Source organism: Pseudomonas sp. D(2018), assembly GCF_005502555.1.
Lineage (GTDB): Bacteria > Pseudomonadota > Gammaproteobacteria > Pseudomonadales > Pseudomonadaceae > Metapseudomonas > Metapseudomonas resinovorans.
In genome coordinates, this window is the sequence record NZ_SCOK01000050.1 from 21793 (window position 1) to 40710 (window position 18918).

15 protein-coding genes and 1 pseudogene are annotated in these 18918 nt (G+C 66.4%); 10 read left to right on the top strand and 6 right to left on the bottom strand.

Annotated elements, in window-relative coordinates; all coding sequences use genetic code 11:
* Window position 1: 1 nt before the first annotated feature.
* From FFS60_RS23530 to FFS60_RS23540, 3 genes are all read left to right on the top strand, one after another.
* Window positions 2-1387, top strand: coding sequence for an alginate biosynthesis protein AlgX (locus tag FFS60_RS23530; protein WP_137823331.1), 1386 nt, complete (start codon window positions 2-4; stop codon window positions 1385-1387).
* Window positions 1384-2472 (top strand): mannuronate-specific alginate lyase, encoded by a 1089-nt coding sequence (locus FFS60_RS23535; RefSeq protein WP_256658138.1) that lies wholly within the window; start codon window positions 1384-1386, stop codon window positions 2470-2472. Before FFS60_RS23530 ends, FFS60_RS23535 begins: the two co-directional genes overlap by 4 nt.
* 104 nt (window positions 2473-2576) lie before the next feature.
* Entirely contained in the window at window positions 2577-4022 is a 1446-nt protein-coding gene (locus FFS60_RS23540; RefSeq protein WP_137823333.1) for a mannose-1-phosphate guanylyltransferase/mannose-6-phosphate isomerase, read from the top strand.
* A 51-nt stretch (window positions 4023-4073) separates the two neighbouring features.
* Here the strand turns inward: FFS60_RS23540 and acnA are convergent, their stop codons facing one another.
* Window positions 4074-6764 carry an aconitate hydratase AcnA gene (acnA, locus tag FFS60_RS23545; RefSeq protein ID WP_028630886.1) on the bottom strand — a complete coding sequence of 897 codons (2691 nt, stop codon included), beginning with the start codon at window positions 6762-6764 and terminating at the stop codon, window positions 4074-4076.
* Between the two features lie 214 nt (window positions 6765-6978).
* Between acnA and rlmM the strand changes: the two genes are divergently transcribed.
* The gene (rlmM, locus tag FFS60_RS23550) at window positions 6979-8028 is read left to right on the top strand and encodes a 23S rRNA (cytidine(2498)-2'-O)-methyltransferase RlmM (RefSeq protein ID WP_137823334.1); all 1050 of its coding nucleotides are present in this window, start codon (window positions 6979-6981) and stop codon (window positions 8026-8028) included.
* Here the strand turns inward: rlmM and FFS60_RS28770 are convergent.
* Both FFS60_RS28770 and FFS60_RS23555 read right to left on the bottom strand, forming a co-directional pair.
* Entirely contained in the window at window positions 8023-8193 is a 171-nt protein-coding gene (locus FFS60_RS28770; protein ID WP_171016566.1) for a hypothetical protein, read from the bottom strand. The genes rlmM and FFS60_RS28770 overlap by 6 nt on opposite strands.
* A gap of 39 nt (window positions 8194-8232) precedes the next feature.
* Window positions 8233-9798: a S9 family peptidase gene (locus FFS60_RS23555; protein WP_256658139.1), complete on the bottom strand. Its 1566-nt coding sequence runs from the start codon at window positions 9796-9798 to the stop codon at window positions 8233-8235.
* Between the two features lie 146 nt (window positions 9799-9944).
* Between FFS60_RS23555 and tusA the strand changes: the two genes are divergently transcribed.
* The gene (tusA, locus tag FFS60_RS23560) at window positions 9945-10184 is read left to right on the top strand and encodes a sulfurtransferase TusA (RefSeq protein ID WP_028630883.1); all 240 of its coding nucleotides are present in this window, start codon (window positions 9945-9947) and stop codon (window positions 10182-10184) included.
* A 133-nt stretch (window positions 10185-10317) separates the two neighbouring features.
* Here tusA and FFS60_RS23565 read toward each other — a convergent pair whose 3' ends face one another.
* Window positions 10318-11700, bottom strand: a complete 1383-nt coding sequence (locus tag FFS60_RS23565; RefSeq protein WP_137823335.1) for an MATE family efflux transporter — start codon at window positions 11698-11700, stop codon at window positions 10318-10320.
* A gap of 268 nt (window positions 11701-11968) precedes the next feature.
* Here FFS60_RS23565 and pdxB point away from each other — a divergent pair, with 268 nt between their 5' ends.
* Window positions 11969-13111, top strand: a complete 1143-nt coding sequence (gene pdxB / locus FFS60_RS23570; RefSeq protein ID WP_137823336.1) for a 4-phosphoerythronate dehydrogenase PdxB — start codon at window positions 11969-11971, stop codon at window positions 13109-13111.
* Window positions 13112-13145: 34 nt separating this feature from the next.
* On the opposite strand, the gene FFS60_RS28775 is transcribed toward pdxB, so the two are convergent.
* The gene (locus FFS60_RS28775; RefSeq protein WP_169338780.1) at window positions 13146-13322 is read right to left on the bottom strand and encodes a PA1571 family protein; all 177 of its coding nucleotides are present in this window, start codon (window positions 13320-13322) and stop codon (window positions 13146-13148) included.
* Between the two features lie 194 nt (window positions 13323-13516).
* On the opposite strand from FFS60_RS28775, the gene FFS60_RS23575 reads away from it, so the two are divergent.
* The 4 genes from FFS60_RS23575 (at window position 13517) to FFS60_RS23590 (ending at window position 17355) form a co-directional block, all read left to right on the top strand.
* Window positions 13517-14644 carry an ATP-NAD kinase family protein gene (locus tag FFS60_RS23575; RefSeq protein WP_137823337.1) on the top strand — a complete coding sequence of 376 codons (1128 nt, stop codon included), beginning with the start codon at window positions 13517-13519 and terminating at the stop codon, window positions 14642-14644.
* 71 nt (window positions 14645-14715) lie between these two features.
* Window positions 14716-15156 carry a thiol-disulfide oxidoreductase DCC family protein gene (locus FFS60_RS23580; RefSeq protein WP_137823338.1) on the top strand — a complete coding sequence of 147 codons (441 nt, stop codon included), beginning with the start codon at window positions 14716-14718 and terminating at the stop codon, window positions 15154-15156.
* Window positions 15143-15565: a DoxX-like family protein gene (locus FFS60_RS23585; protein WP_028630878.1), complete on the top strand. Its 423-nt coding sequence runs from the start codon at window positions 15143-15145 to the stop codon at window positions 15563-15565. The genes FFS60_RS23580 and FFS60_RS23585 overlap by 14 nt, the downstream gene beginning before the upstream one ends.
* Before the next feature lie 8 nt (window positions 15566-15573).
* Window positions 15574-17355 carry an ABC transporter transmembrane domain-containing protein gene (locus FFS60_RS23590; protein ID WP_137823339.1) on the top strand — a complete coding sequence of 594 codons (1782 nt, stop codon included), beginning with the start codon at window positions 15574-15576 and terminating at the stop codon, window positions 17353-17355.
* A gap of 67 nt (window positions 17356-17422) precedes the next feature.
* Here the strand turns inward: FFS60_RS23590 and FFS60_RS23595 are convergent.
* A pseudogene (locus FFS60_RS23595) lies at window positions 17423-18918 on the bottom strand (ribonuclease E/G); the annotation flags it as partial.

Here is an 18918-nt window from a genome sequence, read left to right on the forward strand (position 1 = left end):
GATGAATCGAGCCACATGCGTGATCGCGGCGACCCTCCTGGCCGCTGCCGGCGAGGTGCGCGCCGCGCCGACCTATGAGGCGCAAGCCTGTTGCAAGCTGTGCCCGGCGGCGGCCAGCCTCGATTCGGCACAGCCGGGTCTGGCGGAACACGGTGCCCTGCTGGAGGCTCGTGATGGCTGGTTGTTCAGCCGTGCCCAGGACCTGCGTACAGAGTTCGGCCTGGACGACTACAGCTACAAGCAACTCAGGCGCTTGCGCAACGCCCTCAGGCACAACGGCACCGAGCTGCTGGTGGTCTACCAGCCCAGTCGCGGACTGCTCCATGGCAACAAGCTGCAGCCGACCGACCTGGTGCGATTCGACCAGGCCAAGGCGCGCGAGAACTACCGCGCGACCCTGGCACGCCTGCGCGAGTTGGACATCTGGGTGCCGGACCTGGCCAGCCTGATGGAGGCCCGGGCCGACACGCCGGACTACTACTTCAAGGGCGACCAGCACTGGACGCCCCAGGGGGCGGAGCGTACTGCGCGGCTGGTGGCCGATACGGTGCGGGGCATTCCGGCGCTGCAACACCTGCCCCAGGAAAGCTTCACCAGCCAGCCCGGTGGCTTGATCGGGCGCAGCGGTTCGCTGCAGAAGGCCGCGCAGCTGGCCTGCGGCACGGGGTATCCGCGCCAGTTCGTCCAGGGCTATGTCACCCGGCCCATGGCGGCGGGCCAGGAGCCGGCTGCCGAGGTGGTCCTGGTGGGCGGCGGCAACGCTGACGAGGCCTTCAACTTCGCCGGCTTCCTCGAGCAGAACCTGGAGACCCCGGTGCACAACGCTTCCCAGCCGGGAGGCGGGCATGCGGCTGCACTGATGGCGTACCTCATGAGCGATGACTACCGGCAGCGACCACCGAAACTGCTGATATGGGAGATGGACGATGCCGACAGCCTGACCCAGCGCAATTTCTACCGGCAGACCATCGCTGCGGTGGGGGACGGCTGCACAGGCCGGCCCGCATTGCTGCAGGGGCGAGCCAGCCTGGCGGCCGGTAGCCACCAGGTACTGTTCAATGGCGCCGACGGCGTACTGCCGATTCAAGGCAGCGACTACCGGATCGACCTGCAGCTGGATGACGCGAGCGTGCAGCAACTGGCGGCCACCCTGACCTTCATGAACGGTCGCCAGGAGAACCTGGTGTTCCTGCGCGGCCCGGGACCGGGGCGCTTCCTGCTGGAGCTGCGCGAGGACGCCGACTGGGACGAACTCACCTTCCTCTCCCTCAATGTCCAGGCGTTGCCAGGTGGCGGGGACGGGCAGCTGAGCGCGCGCCTTTGCAAGGCGCGCAGTGACGAGGCGCGGCCGGACCTGCGCACCGCCCAGGCCGGAGCCGGATCGTGAAGGCCTGGATCGCGGTGCTGGCAAGCCTGGTGCCAGTCCTGGCCGGCGCCACCGATCTGGTTCCCCCCGGCGGCTACTACCTGCCGGCAACGCTGAAGAAGGGCGAGGCGGAAACCTGCCCGGTGGTGGCCAGGCCTTACGTGGGCGACTTGATGATTCCGAGCAAGTACGAGGGCTCCGGCCCGGCCCGCGACCAGTTGAACAAGGCATCCAACGCCCGCTACCAGGCCCAGGCCGAGCAGATCCGTGTACTCGAGAAAATGGTCAACAAGCAGGTGGCGGCCTGGCTGCGGCTGGGGCGCCAAGGGCACCTCGACTGCGCCCTGGAATGGCTCGGCCAGTGGGCAGCCGCCGAGGCGCTGCTGAGTCGGCAGTACACCCATACCGGCAAGTCCATGCGCAAGTGGGCCCTGGGCAGCATTTCGTCGGCCTACCTGCGGCTGAAGTTTTCCCGATCCCAGCCCCTGGCCGGACGCGAGGCGCAAACCCGCCCCATCGAGGCGTGGATCGGCCGGCTCGGCCAGCAGGTGGTGGCGGACTGGCGCGACCAGCCGCTGGAACGCCTCAACAACCATCAGTACTGGGCCGCCTGGGCAGTGATGGCCGCCTCGGTCGTGGTTGATCGTCGCGACCTGTTCGACTGGTCCGTGGCGCAGCTGCGCATCGGCGTCTCGCAGGTCGATGCGGAGGGCTACCTGCCCAACGAACTGCGTCGCGAGACGCGCGCCCTGGCGTACCACAACTACAGCATGGGCCCGCTGATGATGATGATGGCCTTCGCTCAGGCCAACGGCATCGACCTGCGTACGGACAATCACCGGGCGATCCAGCGCTTGGCCACGCGCGTGGAGCAGGGCATCGAGAACCCACGGCGCTTCGAAGAGAAGACCGGCTTCCAGCAGGAGCTGGAAGACCTGCAGGAGGACGGCAAGTTCGCCTGGCTGGAACCCTATTGCGCGCTCTACCGCTGCGCGCCCAGCACCGAAGAATGGCGCCGCTCCATCGAGCCACTGAAAACCTACCGGTTGGGTGGCGACATCACCCAGCTGTTCGCCACGCCCCCGCAGCTGGGTGAGCGCGACTGACGCATGCGTTTCCCCGGCACAGGACGTGCCGGAGGCTTGATCCGGCCGGTCGTCGGGAAGACGGCGCGGTCCAGGTGGATTCGAGGGTTGAGAGGAGAGCAGGCATGATTCCAGTGATTTTGTCCGGTGGCAGTGGTTCGCGACTCTGGCCGCTGTCGCGCAAGCTGTACCCCAAACAGTTCCTGGCCCTGGCCGGTGAGCACACGCTGTTCCAGCAGACCATGCAGCGCCTCGGGGGCGAGGGCATCGAGCGACCGATCATCGTGTGCAACCAGGAGCACCGCTTCATCGTCAACGAGCAGTTGGCCGGCATCGGCATGACCGCCCAGGGCATCCTGCTGGAGCCTTTCGGCCGCAACACGGCACCGGCAGTGGCCATTGCCGCCCTGCGGATGCTCGCCGAGGGCCGCGATGAACTGCTGCTGGTGCTGCCGGCCGACCACGTGATTACAGACGAGGGCGGGTTGCGCCAGGCCCTGGAGATCGGCCGGGCGGCGGCGGAGGACGGCGAGATGGTGCTGTTCGGCATTCCCGCCGAACGCCCCGAGACCGGTTTCGGCTACATCAAGGCCGCGCGTGGCGAAGAGGGGCCGGAGCTGGCTCCCGGGGCGTACCGGGTCGAGCAATTCGTCGAAAAACCGGACAGCGGCCGCGCCGCCGAGTTCGTGCGTAGCGGTGGCTATTACTGGAACAGCGGCATGTTCCTGTTCCGCGCCAGTCGCTACCTGGACGAGCTGCGCAACCATGAGCCGGACATCTACGACACCTGCGTGCTGGCGCTCGAGCGCAGCAAGGTCGAGCGCGACCTGTTGCGTATCGATGCAGGCACCTTCGAGTGCTGCCCGGAGAACTCCATCGACTATGCCGTGATGGAAAGGACCTCCCGGGCCTGCGTGGTGCCGCTCGCCGCTGGCTGGAACGACGTGGGCAGCTGGTCGTCCCTCTGGGAAGTCCACGCCAAGGACGACGATGGCAACGTGCTCAAGGGCGATGTGCTCACCCATGACAGCCGCAATTGCTATGTCCACGGCAACTCCAAGCTGGTCACGCTGCTGGGCCTGGAGGACGTGGTCGTGGTGGAAACCCGTGACGCGGTGATGATCGCCCACAAGGACAAGGTGCAAGAGGTGAAGAAACTGGTCGGTGCACTGGACGCCCGTGGCCGCCAGGAAACCCAGAGCCACTGTCAGGTCTACCGTCCCTGGGGCGGCTACGACTCGGTGGACTCGGGTTCCCGTCACCAGGTCAAGCACATCACCGTAAAACCGGGGGCGCAGCTCTCGCTGCAGATGCACCACCACCGCGCCGAGCACTGGATAGTGGTGTCCGGTACCGCACGGGTGACCTGTGACGACAAGACCTTCCTGCTCACTGAAAACCAGTCCACCTACATCCCCATCGCCTCGATCCACCGCCTGGCCAACCCCGGCAAGATTCCGCTGGAAATCATCGAGGTCCAGTCCGGCAGCTACCTGGGCGAGGACGATATCGAGCGATTGGAGGATGTCTACGGCCGCAGCGCCCAGGACCTGGGCCTGGTGAAGGGCTGAGTGCGTGTCACGTGGCGCGGCCTGCGCTTTTCCGCAGGCCGCGCCGGGAGGTTAGCCCGCCAGGAGTTGCCGCAGAACGTAGTGGAGGATGCCGCCGGCCTTGAAGTACTCCACCTCGTTCTGGGTATCGATGCGGCACAGCAGTTCAGCCTGCTCCTTCGAGCCGTCATCGCGGGTGATATCCAGGTGCAGGTCCATGTGCGGGCGCAGGCTGGTGCCGTCCAGGCCTCTGATGGTCAGGGTTTCCTTGCCGGTGAGGTTGAGGGTCTTGCGGTCGTCGCCATCCTTGAACTGCAGGGGCAACACGCCCATGCCCACCAGGTTGGAGCGGTGGATACGCTCGAAGCTCTCGGCGATCACCGCCTTGACCCCCAGCAGGTTGGTGCCCTTGGCCGCCCAGTCGCGGGAGGAACCGGTGCCGTATTCCTTGCCGGCGACTATCACCAGCGGCGTGCCTTCGTCCTGGTAGCGCATGGCGGCGTCATAGATGGCCAGTTTTTCGCCGCTGGGCAGGTGCAGGGTGTTGCCGCCTTCCTCGCCACCGAGCATCTCGTTGCGAATACGGATATTGGCGAAGGTGCCGCGCATCATCACTTCATGGTTGCCGCGCCGTGAGCCGTAGGAGTTGAAGTCGGCGGGGGCGACGCCGTGCTCGCGCAGATAGCGCCCAGCCGGGCTGTCCGCCTTGATGTTGCCAGCCGGGGAGATGTGGTCGGTGGTCACCGAATCACCGAGCAGGGCCAGGATGCGCGCCTGGTGAACGTCTTCCACTTTCGGCGGCGCACCGGTGATGTCGGCGAAGAAGGGCGGGTGCTGGATGTAGGTGGAGTCCGCCTGCCAGGCGTAGGTATCGGATTCGGGCACCTTGATCGCGCGCCATTGCGCGTCGCCAGCGAAGACTTCGGCGTATTCCTTGCGGAACATGGCGGTATCCACCTTCTGGATGGCTGCGGCGATTTCCTGCTGGCTTGGCCAGACATCCTTCAGATAGACCGGCTGGCCGTCCTTGCCCTGGCCCAGCGGCTGGTTGGCAACATCCACGCGCACGCTGCCCGCCAATGCATAGGCCACCACCAGCGGCGGAGACGCCAGCCAGTTGGCTTTCACCAGGGGATGCACCCGGCCTTCAAAGTTGCGGTTGCCCGACAGCACTGAAGCCACCGTCAGGTCCGCTTGCTGGATGGCCTTCTCGATGGGGTCGAGCAGGGGCCCGGAGTTGCCGATGCAGGTGGTGCAGCCGTAGCCCACCAGGTTGAAGCCGAGCTGGTCCAGGTAGGGCGTGAGGCCGGCCGCGCGGAAGTACTCGGTCACCACCTTGGAACCCGGGGCGAGAGAGGACTTCACCCAGGGTTTGCGGGTCAAGCCCTTTTCCACGGCCTTCTTCGCCAGCAGGCCGGCGGCCATCATCACGCTGGGGTTGGAGGTGTTGGTGCAGGAGGTGATGGCGGCGATGACCACGGCGCCATCTTCGAGATTGAAGTGTTCGCCATCGTCCAGCGTCACGCTGACCTTGCCGGCACCGCTGGTGCCGGAGGACTTGAGTTGCAGGTTCAGCAGGTCGTCGAAAGCCCTGGGCACCTGGGGCAGCGGCACGCGGTCCTGGGGGCGGCGGGGGCCGGCCAGGCTGGCTTCGACGCTGGAAAGGTCCAGGGCCAGGGTGTCGGTGAACACCGGTTCGTGTCCGGCTTCGCGCCACAGGCCCTGGGCCTTGCTGTACGCCTCCACCAGTTGCACGGTTTCTTCCGGACGGCCGGAGAGGCGCAGGTAGCCGAGGGTGATCTCGTCCACCGGGAAGAAGCCGCAGGTGGCGCCGTATTCCGGGGCCATGTTGGCGATGGTGGCGCGGTCGGCCAGGGGCAGGTCGGCCAGGCCGTCGCCGTAGAACTCGACGAATTTCCCCACCACACCCTTCTTGCGGAGCATCTGGGTGACGGTGAGCACCAGGTCGGTGGCGGTAATGCCTTCGCGCAACTTGCCGGTGAGCTTGAAGCCGATTACCTCGGGAATCAGCATCGACACCGGCTGGCCGAGCATGGCGGCTTCAGCTTCGATGCCGCCAACGCCCCAGCCGAGCACGCCAAGGCCGTTGATCATCGTGGTGTGGGAATCGGTGCCTACCAGGGTGTCGGGGAAGGCGTAGGTGAGGCCGTCTTCTTCGCGGGTCCAGACGGTACGGGCCAGGTACTCCAGGTTGACCTGGTGGCAGATGCCGGTACCCGGTGGCACCACGCTGAAGTTGTCGAAGGCCCGCTGGCCCCAACGCAGGAAGGCGTAGCGCTCGCCGTTGCGCTGCATTTCGATCTCGACGTTCTCTCCGAAGGCGGCCTGGGAGGCGAAGCGGTCCACCATCACCGAATGGTCGATCACCAGGTCCACCGGCGACAGCGGATTGATGCGCTGCGGGTCGCCACCGGCCGCGGCGACGGCGGCGCGCATGGCGGCAAGGTCCACCACGGCCGGCACGCCAGTGAAGTCCTGCATCAGCACCCGGGCGGGGCGGTACTGGATCTCCCGCTCCGATCTGCGCGGGCCGAGCCACTCGGCCAGGGCCTTGAGGTCGGCAGCATTGACCGTTTCGTCATCCTCCCAGCGCAACAGGTTCTCCAGCAGCACCTTCATCGACATGGGCAGCTTGTCGATCGCGCCCAGGCGCTTGGCTGCCTCGGGCAAGCTGAAGTAGTGAAAGGTCTTGCCTGCGACTTCGAGGCTGCGGCGGCAGTTCAGGCTATCCAGGGAAGGCATCGAGATATCTCCTTGAGGCCCACACGGCATGGGCCGGCTGCGCGTACGGAAGCTAAAACCCTAGCCCCGCTTGGCGGGTCCTGCCATGTCAGCCGACCGGCAGGGCGGGCCGGGCTCCCCGGATGAAGCTATCCGGCTGTAGGAATTTCCTTCCTTTCCTGTGTGAAAACGGGCGTTGCGCAACTATAGTGCGCGCCCAGGAGGAGCCCACCCGATGAACACCTTGCTGTTGCACTGCCGCCCCGGTTTCGAGGGTGAGGTCTGTGCCGAAATCGCCGAGCACGCCGCCCACCTCGATGTGGCGGGTTATTCCAAGGCCAAACCCCATAGCGCCTGCGCCGAGTTCGTCTGCAGTGAGCCCGGCGGCGCCGAGCGGTTGATGCGCAAGGTGCGTTTCAGTCAGTTGATCTTTCCGCGCCAGTGGGCCCGCGGCGAATACGTCGAGATGCCGGAATCCGACCGCATCGGCGTGCTGTTGGAGGCACTGGCCGGCTACCCGGTGTGCGGCAGCCTCTGGCTGGAGGTGCTGGACACCAACGAAGGCAAGGAGCTGTCCACCTTCTGCCGCAAGTTCGAGAAGCCGCTGCGCAGCGCCCTGATCAAGGCCGGCAAGCTCAAGGACGACGCGCAACTGCCGCGCCTGTTGCTGACCTTCCGCAGTGGCCGACAGGCGTTCGTCGGCATGGCCGAGTCCAACAATTCGGCGCTCTGGCCCATGGGCATCCCGCGCCTGAAGTTCCCCCGCGAAGCGCCGAGCCGCTCGACCCTCAAGCTGGAAGAGGCCTGGCACCACTTCATCCCCCGCGCCGACTGGGACAAGCGCCTGGCGCCGGGCATGACTGCAGTGGATCTGGGCGCGGCCCCCGGTGGCTGGACCTGGCAGCTGGTGCAGCGGGAGATCAAGGTCACCGCCGTCGACAACGGCCCCATGGCGGAGAGCCTGATGTATTCCGGCTTCGTCGAGCACCAGCGTGCCGACGGTTTCACCTTCAAGCCGCGCCGGCCGGTGAACTGGATGGTGTGCGACATCGTCGAGAAGCCCGCGCGCACTGCCGCGATGATCGAGACCTGGCTGGGTGAAGGCTGGTGCCAGGAAGCGGTGGTCAACCTCAAGCTGCCGATGAAGCAGCGCTACGCCGAAGTGCGGAAGCTGCTGGCGCGCATTGACGACGGCCTGAAAGGGCGCGGGCTGAAGGTCTTTATCGGCTGCAAGCAGCTCTATCACGACCGCGAGGAAGTGACCTGCCATCTGCGCAGGCTATAGCGCCGGCACTCGCTCCACCCAGTAACTCTGCTTGTGTCCACGCGCCTGGTACTCCGCTACCAGGCGCTCGGCTTCCGCCCGGGTCAGGCCGTCGCGCAGGACGAACTCGTTGCCGTTGTCATCCAGTCGCTTGACGCACCAGCTGCGCTCGGGGGCTTCGGACATGGCCCGCTCCCATGGGAAAACCTCATGCTGCGCCGCCGCTCACTGGCTGGCCAGTGGTGTCTCCAGGGGGATCAACGACGGCAGGCGGACCTCCCCCTTGAGCGTGGTCGACTGTGGGCTCCAAGAACTGTTGAACAGGTACTGGCCACTGAAGCCGCTGACTTTCAGGCCCAGCTCATCGCCGGGCTGGAGCAGGGCGCTGACGGCTGCCAGCTCAACCTGGCGGGCGTTGAGTGGGGTGACCTGTTCGCTGAGCACTTCGATGCGGCCTCCGGCGCGGCGCACTGCCAGGGAGGCGAACAGCAGCGGTGCGTTGGCGTCGCGCTGCAACTGCAGCTGGGCGGTACCCACCAGTCCACTGGCGTTGTCGACCTGGCGCAGCGGGATGAAGCGGGAAGGGCTGAGCCATCCGCTGGTCAGCGGGCGAATGCGCGTCTCCGGCAGAGGCTGTGGCGCGTCCATCTGCGGGGGCTGTTGCAGCATCAGGCCGTGATCCAGGTCGAGGCTGAGGCAAAGGTCCGGCACGCTGTCGGCGACGCCGGACCGGCCGCGCAGCTTGTCCTCGTACCAGGCGACCACCGCCTGGTAGAGATTGATGGCGCGGTCACCGCAATGCAGCACGGGCTCGTTGTTGAAGGGTGGCAGGCCGCTCCAGTGCTGCAGGGGCGGCGGCAGGATATGCCCACCCTGCATGCCCAGGAGGCGCACATCGGCGTTGCCCTGATCCAGGCAGTCGCGAATGGCCAGCCCCTGGTCGAGGGGGAACAGGGTGTCGCGCAGGCCCTGGATCAGCAGTGCGTCTGCGTGCGGGCGCTGGCCGCGTTGGCAGTAGTTGGCAAGGCTGTGGGACTTGAGTTCGGCCTGCACGTCGGGCGTCATTTCGCCGCCGGCGCTTTTCAGATAGGACGCCTGGGTGAACTTGCCCAGGTCGTAGCCGGTGGCAATGCCGAGGCCCAGCAGTACGCCAGTCCAGCCGACTTTCATGCGTCCGCCCGGGGCGAGGGCCTCGGACAGGTCGTACCAGGTAGCGATGGGCACTATGGCGTCGATGCGTGGGTCTTCGGCCGACGCCAGCAACTGCACGGCGCCGCCATAGCTTTCGCCGAGCATGCCGACACGCGGATCGCCGGGACCGTCCATCGTCAGGCGCGGCAGGTGGGCGGCGGCCCAGTCGATCACAGCCAGGGCGTCTTGCACTTCGTAGCGCGGGTCCATCATCTCAATGTTGCCGTCGCTGCCGCCCCAACCGCGCTGGTCGTAGCTGATCACCCAGAAACCGGCCTGCCAGGTCTTGAGCGCGGCCCGCCCGGACATCATCTGCTGGCCGTAGAAGCCATCCGGTCCGGTCACTCGCCAGCCGCCCCAGCCGTGGGTGTGAACGACCAGGGGGGCTTGCTCGCCGGGCTTCAGCGCCGGCTGGAAGACGGTGGCGGAAAGCCGGGTGCCGTCCCGGGCGGTGATCACTGTCTCGAAGTGGGTCGCAGGCAGCGCGCGGTCGGCGAGGGTGCTGTAGTCGGGAAGCTGCTCGCGGGCAGCGCAGCCGCCCAGCAGGAGAAGAATGAGAAGCAGACTGGTGAGGCGCATCGGATTTTCGCTGGCGATCATGTTCCGTCCAGCTTGCCCAAGCGAGCTGGCCAGGCGCGCCCATCCAAGGTTGTGTGGTGCTGTGGCCGGACGTCGCTGCACGCGTGGCAAGGCTGGGCGGAGACTCGGCTTTGCGCCACAATAGCCGCCAGTTTTTGGAGTGCCTTATGTCCCAACAGCCTGATGCCATCCTCGACGCCACCGGCCTGAACTGCCCCGAACCGGTAATGATGCTGCACAACAAAGTGCGCGACCTGCCGGCCGGCGGCCTGCTCAAGGTGATCGCCACCGACCCTTCCACGCGCCGCGACATCCCGAAGTTCTGTGTCTTCCTTGGCCATGAACTGCTGGACCAGTCGGAAGAGGCTGGCACCTACTTCTACTGGATTCGCAAGAAAGCCGATTGATGCCCTCTGCTTCGCCCCGGGCTCGAACATGACCCCGGCGCGCATGCAGAGCCGGGGCCTGGCGTTCAGCGAGGCCCCGGCCGGTCTTACGCCGATGTGAATGAAAAAGGGCCGCTCGATGCGGCCCTTCTTGTCAGCGGCGAATCCTTGCCCGTGCGCTGCGCGCCAGTCTCAGGCTGAGCAGCACCGCAGCACAGGTCAGGCCTACCACCAACCCCTGCCAAAGCCCCTTGGGCCCGCTGGGTTCGCCCAGCCAGTCGGACAGGCCGAGGGCATAACCCACTGGCAGGCCGATGCCCCAGTAGGCAAAGAGGGTGATGACCATGGTCGCGCGGGTGTCCTGGTAGCCACGCAGGGCGCCAGCGGCCGCTACCTGGATGGCGTCGGAGAACTGGAACAGCGCCGAGTAGACGATCAGCATGGCTGCCACTGCGATTACTTGCGGATCGGGCGAGTACATCTTCGCGATCGGTTCGCGGAACAGCAGCATCAGGCTGGCGGACAAGCACGCATAGGCCAGTGCGGCGCCGATACCAATACCTGCGGCGAAGCGCGCGGCTCGCGGCTCGCCACGGCCCAGCGCCTGGCCGACGCGCACGGTGACCGCCATCGCCAGGGCGTACGGGATCATGAAGATCAGGGCGCTGAAGTTGAGCGCGATCTGGTGCCCGGCCACCACAGTGGCGCCCAGGCCGCCGATCAGCAGTGCGATCACGGCGAAGATGCTCGATTCGGCGAATACGGCGATGCCGATGGGGCCGCCGATGGAAAGCAGGCGCTTGATCATCGACCACTGCGGTTTGTCGAACTGGCCGAACAGCCGGCTTGGCTTGTAGGCCGGGGCGCGGATTACCCAGCTCAGCATGCCCAGCAGCATGAACCACATCACCGCCCCGCTGGCCCAGCCGCAGCCCACGCCGCCCAGGGCGGGCATGCCCAGGTGGCCGTAGATCAGGATGTAGTTCAGCGGAATGTTCAGCAGCAGGCCGCAGATGCCCAGCACCATGCTCGGGCGGGTACGACCCAGGCCGTCGCTGAAGCAGCGCAGCACATAGTAGAGGGCCACCGCCGGAAAACCGAAGGCGATGCCGTGCAGGTAGCCCATGGCCGGGTCGACCAGGTCAGGGTCCACGCCCATCAGCTGCAGCACGGGGCGCGCATTGATCAGCAGCAGGGCACCGCAGATTCCTACCACCAGCGCCAGCCAGAGGGCCTGTCGTACCAGCGGGCCGATCTCGTCCGGTTTGCCGGCGCCAAAGCGCTCGGCGACCTTGGCGGTGGTGGCAAGGAGGATGCCGGTCATCAGCAGGAACACCGGAATCCAGATGGAGTTGCCGAGCGCCACGGCAGCCAGGTCGCGGGGGCTGACGCGGCCGGCCATCACCGCGTCGACGAAACCCATGGCGGTGTTGGAAAGCTGGGCGATCATGATCGGCGCCGCCAGCTTGAGCAGCGCGCGCAGTTCCATGCTGGCGCGGCTGAAACGGGTTTGAGGTTGGGTCACTGATAGTTCCATATCGATAAGTCATCCTCCGGGCGTACCGGTGGTGTCCATGCAAAGGGTGGCTGTCGGGAATCTGGGCGTTGCCTGGTCGCGACGGGCTCGCGACGGTGCACGGTCCCAGCCTTTGCAGCAGAGGCTGCCGGCGGAACGGGACGTGGAGGCTGAGGGACGCCTAGTCTACGCCCTGACACATTGGTCAGAAAAGAGGGGTGACGGCCCGTGATACGGGCATCTGCCGAGGGGATTGCGTAAAATGACGGCCTCTCTGCCGGAGCCTGCCATGCAAATAGTTGCCGACGAAAACATACCCCTGGTCGATGCCTTCTTTGGCGGCTTGGGGAGAATACGCCGTCTGCCGGGGCGCGCCATCGATGCTGCCGCGCTGGCAGACGCTGATCTGCTCCTGGTGCGTTCGGTGACCCGCGTCGATCGCGCGCTGCTGGCTGGCAGCCCGGTGCGCTTTGTCGGCACCTGCACGATCGGGACCGATCACCTGGACCTCGATTACTTCACCGAGGCCGGTATCGCCTGGTCCAGCGCCCCCGGTTGCAACGCCCGCGGCGTGGTGGACTATGTGCTCGGAAGCCTGCTGGTGCTGGCCGAGGATGAAGGCGTGGACCTCGGCTCGCGCACCTTTGGCGTATTGGGCGCCGGCCAGGTGGGCGGGCGCTTGGTGGACGTGCTGCGTGGTCTCGGGTGGCGGGTGCTGGTGTGCGATCCGCCGCGGCAGGCCGCCGAAGGGGGCGACTTCGTCGATCTCGCGACCATCCTCCACGAATGCGACGCCATCAGCCTGCATACGCCGCTGGACAGCGGCGGTGAGCACCCGACTCATCACCTGCTGGACGCCGGTCGCCTTGCGCGGCTTTGCCCCGGTGCCTGGCTGATCAACGCCAGCCGCGGTGCCGTAGTGGACAACCAGGCCCTGCGCGAGCTGCTTGGCCGGCGCACGGACGTGCGCGCGGTGCTGGATGTCTGGGAAGGCGAGCCCCGGGCGGACGTGGAGCTGGCGCGCCTATGCCGTATCGCCACGCCGCACATCGCCGGATACAGCCTGGACGGCAAGTTGCGCGGCACGGCGCAGATCTACCAGGCCTGGTGCCGGGTCAGTGGGCAGGCGGAAAATGTGCAATTGGATGAGCTGCTACCGACCCCCTGGCTGGGGGAGCTGGCCCTGGATGCCAGTTGCGACCCGAACTGGGCGCTGGCGACCCTGTGCCGTGCGGTGTACGACCCGCGCCGCGACGATGCGGATTTCCGTCGCAGCCTGGTGGGCGACGAGGCGCAGCGGCGCGCTGCTTTCGATGCCCTGCGCAAGCACTATCCGGTGCGCCGGGAGATCGACGGGTTGCGGGTGCGTTTGACGGGGGAAGCCCCCAGGTTGGCAGAAATCGTCCGGGCGCTGGGCGCGGAACTGGTGTAGGAAGAGGCCCGGAATTGCCCCGGGCCAGGGGCGCTCAAGCCTGTTTCAGCTCGGACTCCAACTGCTTGTGCAGTTCCTGGCAGGCGCGCTGGATCATGGATTCGGTGATCGGAATCTCACGGCCCTGGGCGTCGATGACGGCGCCGCCCACGGGACGAGGATTGCGCAGCGGGATCACGCGGCGATCGGAAGTGCTGTCGTGCAAGCTCATGGCCTGTCTCCTCTTCAGGTGGTGCGCGCAGTCTAGGTAGGGTAGATGAAAGCGCGGTGACAGTTGGCGCCAACGTTGCGCCAGAAAATAAAGAAAGACCAGGAAACATTAGCAGCGAATATGCCAACTGCGAATGTCCTGGTCGTGGTAGGTGGATCCCCCAGTGCGGGGCGACAGTTCAGTTCGAGGTAAGCATGTCCTTGTTCCATATGGGCCTGATCATCAATCCCTTGGCCGGTCTGGGCGGCCCGGCTGCGCTAAAGGGTAGCGACGGCGTTGCCGCAGAGGCCATTGCCAGAGGTGCGGAGCCCCGTGCGGCTGCGCGCACTCGCCTGGCCCTGGAATGTCTGCTGCCGCTCGTCGGGCGCATCCAGTTCCTCACCTTCCCTGGCCCGATGGGTGCCGACCTGTTGGCGGAAATGGGCTTCGACCACCGCGTACTGGGCCATCTCGATGGCCCCATGACCTGCGCAGAGGACACTCGGCAGGCTGTCGACGCCCTGCAGGACGCCGGCGTTGCCTTGATTCTCTTCGCCGGTGGAGACGGCACGGCGCGGGACGTCAGCGCCGCAGTGCGCGAAGGCCAGCCGGTGCTGGGCATTCCCGCCGGCGTGAAGATCCACTCCGGCGTCTATGCCATCAGCCCGCGCGCCGCCGGGGAACTGGCGCGGCGCCTGGTGGAGGGTGGCCTGGTGCGTCTGGCCAGTGGCGAGGTGCGCGACCTGGACGAAGCGGCCCTGCGCGACGGCAAGGTCGCGGCGCGCTGGTATGGCGAGCTGACCGTGCCCGAAGAAGGCCACTTCATGCAGCACGTCAAGCAAGGTGGAATGGAGTCGGAAGAGCTGGTGCTGGTGGACCTGGCCGACTGGCTGAACGACAGCTGGGAGGAGGGCGTGCGCTATGTACTCGGACCGGGCTCCACCCTCCATGGCCTGGCAGCCAATCTGGGGCTGGACACCGCGCTGCTGGGCGTCGACGTGGTCGAGAATGGCGTGGTGATTGCCCGAGACGTGACCGAAAGCCAGCTGTTCGCGCTGGTGGACGGTCATCCGGCGCGGTTGCTGGTCACTGCCATTGGCGGCCAGGGGCACATCATCGGCCGGGGCAACCAGCAGATCAGCCCCAGGGTGCTGCGGGCCATCGGCCTGGATCACCTGAGGGTGGTCGCCACCAAACGCAAGCTTGGCACTCTGGAAGGGCGGCCGTTGCTGGTGGACAGTGGTGATCCGGCCCTGGATGAAGCCTTCCCGGATGCCGTGCGGGTCTGGGCGGGCTACAAAGAGGAGCTGCTCTATCCCGTGGGGTGGGGCGACCCGGCCTGAGGCGGGGCGCCGGTATCCGGGGAGATCGGCTACCATCGACGGCACTTCCCCGTGGATTCAGGAGCATCGTGATGGATGCCGAGCAGTACCCGCCCCATGTCCGCCCCGGCGAGCGCGTCGTGCTGTTTGACGGGGTGTGCAAGCTCTGTAACGGCTGGGCGAAGTTCCTGATCCGCCATGACCGGGCGCGGGTGTTCAAGCTTGCCTCGGTACAGTCGGTGGAAGGGCAGGCGATCCTGCGCTGGTTCGGCCTGCCCACCGATAGCTTCGCCACCATGCTCTATGTGGAAGGCCGCGAGCTGTTCGTCCGCTCCGAGGCCATTGCACGGATCGTTCGTCAGTTGCCGGCCCCCTGGCCGCTGCTGGGCGTTTTCCGCTTTCTGCCTCTGGGCGTGCGCGACTGGTGCTACGACCGTATTGCCCTGAATCGCTACCGCCTTTTCGGCCGGCACGACGTCTGCCTGCTGCCGCCGCCCGACCATGAGGGGCGCTTCCTGAATGCCGACCGCTGAATCACGTCGCTTCGCCTCGTTGGCCCGTTGGGGGTTGGCGCTGTTGTTCCTCTACCACGGTCTGGTGCCCAAGCTGCTCTGGTTGAGCGCCGACGAGAAATTGATGATTGCCGCCCATGGCCTGACCCGCGTGGAGCTGGTAGCGACCATTGCCGGGCTGGCGGAAATCGCCCTGGCGCTGATCCTGTTGCGGGTACGCAAACAACGCTGGCCCTTGGCGCTGGCGGCGGCATTGTTGATCGGCCTATTGCTGGATGTGGCGCTGTTCGCTCCGGGCTTGCTGATCCAGGCATTCAATCCCCTGTCCACCAACCTGGTGGCGCTCTGCCTCTGTCTGGCGGGGTGGTGGGCGGAAGCGCCTGCCGCCGCCGCGCAGCGCGCAGGGCAACCCCTTAGGCAATCCGACTGAGTCCCTCGATGGCATCCCTTCTTTCTGCACGGCAGCGCAATGCGCTGCGCATGGCTGGTCGCTTCGTTTCGCCCTATCGCTGGCGAGTGTTGGGCGCGCTGCTGGCGTTGTTGTTCACTGCCGGAATCACCTTGTCCATGGGGCAGGGCATCCGCCTGTTGGTGGACCAGGGCCTGGCGACCCAATCCCAGGCGTCGTTGCAGCATTCGATCATGCTGTTCTTCGGTCTGGTGCTGGCGCTGGCCGTCGGTACCTTTACGCGCTTCTACCTGGTGTCCTGGATAGGCGAGCGATTCGTCGCGGACATCCGCAAGCGCGTGTTCGATCACCTGATCCAGCTGCATCCAGGTTTCTACGAGAGCAACCGCGCCTCGGAGATCCAGTCTCGGCTGACAGCCGACACGACGCTGCTGCAATCGGTGATCGGCTCGTCCCTCTCCATGGCGCTGCGCAACGGCATCATGCTGGTGGGCGGCATCGGCCTGCTGTTTGTCACCAATCCCAAGCTGACCGGCATCGTGCTGCTGGCGTTGCCGCTGGTGCTGGCGCCCATCCTCATTTTCGGGCGCCGTGTGCGGCGCCTGTCGCGGCAGAGCCAGGACCGTATCGCCGATGTCGGCAGCTACGTTGGCGAAACCCTGGGGCAGATCAAGACGGTGCAGGCGTACAACCATCAGGCCCAGGATCGTCAACGTTTCGCCGGCACGGTGGAAGGTGCCTTTGACACGGCACTGCACCGCATCACCCAGCGCGCCTGGCTGATCACCCTGGTGATCCTGCTGGTGCTGGGAGCCGTTGGGGTCATGCTCTGGGTCGGCGGAACGGATGTCATCGCCGGGCGTATCTCTCCCGGCGACCTGGCGGCCTTCGTGTTCTACAGCTTGATCGTGGGGGCGGCCTTCGGTGCCATCAGTGAAGTGATCGGTGAGCTGCAGAGCGCCGCCGGTGCGGCCGAGCGTATCGCCGAGTTGCTCCAGGCGCGCAACGCCATCCACGCCCCGGCTGAGGGACAGGTGACGCTGCCGGAACGTGTCAGTGGTCGTATCGAACTGGAGGCTGTTTGCTTCGCCTATCCCAGTCGGCCTGAAGTGAACGCCCTGGATGGTGTCAGCCTGGACGTTCGCCCTGGCGAGACCCTGGCGCTGGTCGGGCCCTCGGGCGCGGGCAAGTCGACGGTGTTCGAACTGCTGCTGCGCTTCTTCGACCCCCAGGCGGGCAGCATCCGCGTCGAGGGCGTGGCGTTGCAGCAACTCGACCCCGCCGACCTGCGCCGCTGTTTCGCCCTGGTGTCCCAGAATCCCGCACTGTTCTACGGCAGCGTCGAAGACAACATCCGCTATGGACGCCCCGAGGCCAGCGATGCCGAAGTGGAGGCTGCCGCGCGTGCGGCCCATGCCCACGAGTTCATCACGCGCCTGCCGCAGGGCTACCGGACGCACCTGGGGGAGGGCGGCATCGGCCTTTCCGGTGGCCAGCGCCAGCGTCTGGCCATTGCCCGAGCCCTGCTGGTGGATGCACCCATCCTGCTGCTGGACGAGGCCACCAGCGCCCTCGATGCAGAAAGCGAGCACCTGATCCAGCAGGCCCTGCCGGCCCTGATGAGCGGACGCACCACGCTGGTGATCGCCCACCGTCTGGCCACCGTGCAGAATGCCGATCGCATCGCTGTGATGGAGCGGGGAAAGGTGATTGCGGTCGGTCGCCACGCGCAATTGGTGGCCAGCAGCCCGCTCTATGCGCGACTGGCCGAGTTGCAGTTCGGCGTCCAGGCGGAGGATGAGGTGGAGTAGGGGAATTAAACAAGCGGAATGAAAAAGGGGATGCCGATGGCATCCCCTTTCTCTTTCAGGCTTGGCTTCAGACGACCGGTTTGGTCTCGTCCTTGGCTTCGTCCTTCTCTTCTTCCTCGGCCTTGGTCTCGGCTTGGGCCGGTACTTCGGCTTCGGTTGCTTCAGCCACTTGCTCAGTCTGTTCGGCCGGAGCCTCTACAGCCTGTTCGACAGTTTCTTCAACCTTCTGCTCGGCGGCGACCACTTCTTCTTCCACGCCGGCGATGGCGTGTACGGCAGTGGCGACCGGTTCGGCAGCGGCTACCGCGTCAACGGCCTTGGCAGCAGCCTCTTCGGCTTCCTTGGCCAGACGCTCGGCTTCGCGCTGACGGCGACGCACTTCACGCGGATCGTTGGGGGCACGGCCACCGCTGGAGGGCGCACGAACCGGCTCTTCGACCTGGGGCTCTGCAGCCGGTGCTTCCTCGACGGAAGCGACGGCAGGCGCTTCGGCTTCGGCTTCGGCTTCGGCTTCGGCTACGACTTCGGCCGGGGCCGCTTCAGCGACCTGAGGGGCTTCGACCACAGCCGGGGCTTCCTCGACCACCGGAGCCTGTTCGACGACCGGAGCGGCTTCCTCGACTTGGGCGACCACGACTTCGGCAACCGGAGCTTCAACAACCGGAGTTTCGGCCGGGGCCGGTGCTTCAGCAGCTGCTTCGGCGACCAGGTCTGCGGTGACCACGGCGGTGGCGGCTACTGCAGCGATCTGGGTAGCGTCGGCCGGAGCGGCCTGCTCGGCGCCTTCCTGATCTTCCTGACCTTCTTCCAGCTCATCACCGTTTGCTTCGCGCTGGCGCTCGCGGCGATTGCTGCGGCGACGCTGGCCACGGGAACGGCGACGGGGACGTTCGCCATCGGCGCCTTCCTGTTCGTCGTCCTGCAGCAGCTCTTCGTTGTTCAGCAGTTCTTCGTCGACCGCCTCGGCATCGGCCTGGGCCAGTTCGGCACGGGGCTGGCGCTCTTCACGAGGTTGACGCTCTTCACGCGGCTGGCGCTCTTCGCGGGCCGGACGCTCGGCGCGTTCGCCACGCTCGCGGCGACCTTCCTGGCCTTCACGGGGCTCACGAGGCTGACGCTCTTCGCGAGGTTGGCGCTCTTCACGCGGTTCACGCGGCTGACGTTCCTCGCGAGGCTCGCGCGGCTGACGCTCTTCGCGGGGCTGGCGCTCTTCACGCGGTTCACGCGGCTGACGCTCTTCGCGAGGTTGGCGCTCCTCACGCGGCTGGCGCTCTTCGCGGGCCGGACGCTCACGGCGGCTTTCCTGGCCTTCGCGCGCCTCACGGGCTTCGCGCGGCTGACGCTCTTCGCGAGGCTTGCGATCGTCCTCACGGCGGGCTTCACGACCTTCGCGGGGCTCACGACCATCGCGGCGGCGGTTCTGCTGGCGACCGCTACGGCGTTCTTCACTGCGCGGCTGGCGCTCGGTGGAAGGCTTCTCGGCTTCGACCTTGGGCTCTTCCTTGCCGGCGAACAGGCCTACCAGGGACTTCACCAGACCCTTGAACAGGCTGGGTTCCGGGG

Excerpts from the sequence above, each read along its gene's own strand:
- FFS60_RS23530 (WP_137823331.1), top strand. The coding sequence starts at position 2 with ATGAATCGAGCCACATGCGTGATCGCGGCGACCCTCCTGGCCGCTGCC.
- FFS60_RS23540 (WP_137823333.1), top strand. The coding sequence starts at position 2,577 with ATGATTCCAGTGATTTTGTCCGGTGGCAGTGGTTCGCGACTCTGGCCG.
- acnA (WP_028630886.1), bottom strand. The coding sequence starts at position 6,764 with ATGCCTTCCCTGGATAGCCTGAACTGCCGCCGCAGCCTCGAAGTCGCA.
- rlmM (WP_137823334.1), top strand. The coding sequence starts at position 6,979 with ATGAACACCTTGCTGTTGCACTGCCGCCCCGGTTTCGAGGGTGAGGTC.
- FFS60_RS28770 (WP_171016566.1), bottom strand. The coding sequence starts at position 8,193 with ATGTCCGAAGCCCCCGAGCGCAGCTGGTGCGTCAAGCGACTGGATGAC.
- FFS60_RS23555 (WP_256658139.1), bottom strand. The coding sequence starts at position 9,798 with ATGATCGCCAGCGAAAATCCGATGCGCCTCACCAGTCTGCTTCTCATT.
- tusA (WP_028630883.1), top strand. The coding sequence starts at position 9,945 with ATGTCCCAACAGCCTGATGCCATCCTCGACGCCACCGGCCTGAACTGC.
- FFS60_RS23565 (WP_137823335.1), bottom strand. The coding sequence starts at position 11,700 with ATGGAACTATCAGTGACCCAACCTCAAACCCGTTTCAGCCGCGCCAGC.
- pdxB (WP_137823336.1), top strand. The coding sequence starts at position 11,969 with ATGCAAATAGTTGCCGACGAAAACATACCCCTGGTCGATGCCTTCTTT.
- FFS60_RS28775 (WP_169338780.1), bottom strand. The coding sequence starts at position 13,322 with ATGAGCTTGCACGACAGCACTTCCGATCGCCGCGTGATCCCGCTGCGC.
- FFS60_RS23575 (WP_137823337.1), top strand. The coding sequence starts at position 13,517 with ATGTCCTTGTTCCATATGGGCCTGATCATCAATCCCTTGGCCGGTCTG.
- FFS60_RS23580 (WP_137823338.1), top strand. The coding sequence starts at position 14,716 with ATGGATGCCGAGCAGTACCCGCCCCATGTCCGCCCCGGCGAGCGCGTC.
- FFS60_RS23585 (WP_028630878.1), top strand. The coding sequence starts at position 15,143 with ATGCCGACCGCTGAATCACGTCGCTTCGCCTCGTTGGCCCGTTGGGGG.
- FFS60_RS23590 (WP_137823339.1), top strand. The coding sequence starts at position 15,574 with ATGGCATCCCTTCTTTCTGCACGGCAGCGCAATGCGCTGCGCATGGCT.